Annotated in this window: 2 protein-coding genes; one reads left to right on the top strand and one right to left on the bottom strand. The window is 41.9% G+C overall.

The window, feature by feature from the left end; all coding sequences use genetic code 11:
• Positions 1-162 precede the first annotated feature (162 nt).
• Positions 163-924, top strand: a complete 762-nt coding sequence (locus F6K53_RS39810; RefSeq protein ID WP_293085532.1) for a peptidylprolyl isomerase — start codon at positions 163-165, stop codon at positions 922-924.
• Between the two features lie 175 nt (positions 925-1099).
• On the opposite strand, the gene F6K53_RS39805 is transcribed toward F6K53_RS39810, so the two are convergent.
• The coding region (locus F6K53_RS39805) for a T3SS effector HopA1 family protein (protein ID WP_293085529.1) at positions 1100-1769 on the bottom strand (670 nt) is incomplete at its 5' end.

The raw sequence follows: 1769 nt of genomic DNA, 5'->3' as shown, positions 1-1769 counted from the left end.
GATTTAGGGGGATCTCCGACTTTCAACACACTCCCTACTCCCTACTCCCTACTCCCTACTCCCTCCTCCCTACTCCCTACTCCCTACTCCCTACTCCCTACTCCCTACTCCCTACTCCCTGCTCCCTATTCCCTATTCCCTACCAACTACCAATAAATAATCATGTTACCAGCTATTACGATTACCACTGAAGATATTTTTCACCAAGTCCAGCTATCCTGCCAAATTCCTGAAATTATTGAAGGGATTGTGACCCGCAAGATTATTGCGGCTACTGCGGAAAGTGCTGGCATCGGTGTAGAGATTGAAGACCTTCAAAACGCAGCAGACCAATTCCGATTAATGAACAAACTTGAGAATTCAGAAGACACTTGGGCATGGCTGCAAAAATACAGTATGTCTTTAGATGATTTTGAAGAAATAGTGTATACTAATTTGATGGCTAGTAAGGTAGTTCAACATCTGTTTGCGGATAAGGTTGAACCCTATTTCTTTGAACATCAGCTCGATTATGCTAGTGCAGTTATTTACGAAGTGGTTTTAGATGATCAAGAGCTAGCGATGGAACTGTTTTATGCCCTGGATGAAGGGGAAACAAGTTTCTATGAGATTGCTCACGAATACATCCAAGATACTGAGTTACGGCGCTCTGGAGGATATCGGGGAATTGTTAAGCGTCAGGAGTTTAAGCCGGAAATTTCTGCTGCTGTCTTTGCTGCTGAGCCGCCACAGTTGCTTAAGCCGATTGTGAGTTCTAAGGGAGTGCATCTGATTTTGGTTGAGGAGATTCTTAAATCGGAATTGGATGGGAAGTTGCGGTCTGAGATTATGTCTGATTTGTTTAGTGGGTGGTTGAAGGAACAGATTGGGGAAGTTGAAGTTATTAAGGAACTTGAAGCCAGTAGCTTAAGTTCTAATTCTTAACTCCAATTTCTATAGCAATTCTCTATGCCATGAGGGAATTGATCCCCCTAAATCCCCCTTATCAAGGGGGACTTTGAGGAAATGAAGCGTACCTCATAAATCCTAGAAACGCTATAACTAAATTAATACTACCTTTAGTCTTCTTTAGCAAGGGGATAGTTTTGATGTCTAGTTATTAACTGACTGTCACACCGTTGGTTACATCCAATGGTGTGTAGATATCTTCAGAGCCAGGATTGAGGTATGGACGCTCTAGGTCTATTCCGTATTGCTCAAACTGCTTGAGTATATATTGCATTCGAGCTTCTGGGGATTCATCACCATTTTGATGGGCTTCCATTAAAGCATTGGCAACAATTTTGCAGCGGTTCATCCCAAAACCTTCCAGAAATCTAAATTCTTTTTCAGGTCTTTCTGCTAAAGCGAGCCCTGGCGCAAGCACCTTAGTGAATATAGGAACATTAGTTTGAAAGTGCGATTCATTTTCTGCGTAAACAGTCTGTAGGACTTGCCGAACCAATTCGTAGCTATCCTTCTTAATTCGTAAAATTCCTGAGTCATATCGCCCGTAGCTAGAGGGATTGTACAAGACATTGAAGTCGAAGGGAATCTTAATTATATTTAATTGTTGTGTCAGATGTCTCATCAGTGCAACTGCACCTTTAGGACTGAAATTAAAGTAGATAAATACTGATGGATATCTCCAAGTGTAAACTAAGTCCCCATAAGCTATATAAAATTGATTTCTGATGTGACTAGATGGCCTAGGTACTGACACCACATCACCTATCACAGCTGATTGCTCTTCTAACCGAAGATGACGGTCTCGCTGGATGTGTACGGTA

It is taken from the genome of Moorena sp. SIO4A1 (genome assembly GCF_010672065.1).
In the GTDB taxonomy this organism is placed as follows: Bacteria; Cyanobacteriota; Cyanobacteriia; order Cyanobacteriales; family Coleofasciculaceae; genus Moorena.
Note: the sequence above shows the minus strand (reverse complement) of the source record. Positions and strands in the feature narration are given on the sequence as shown.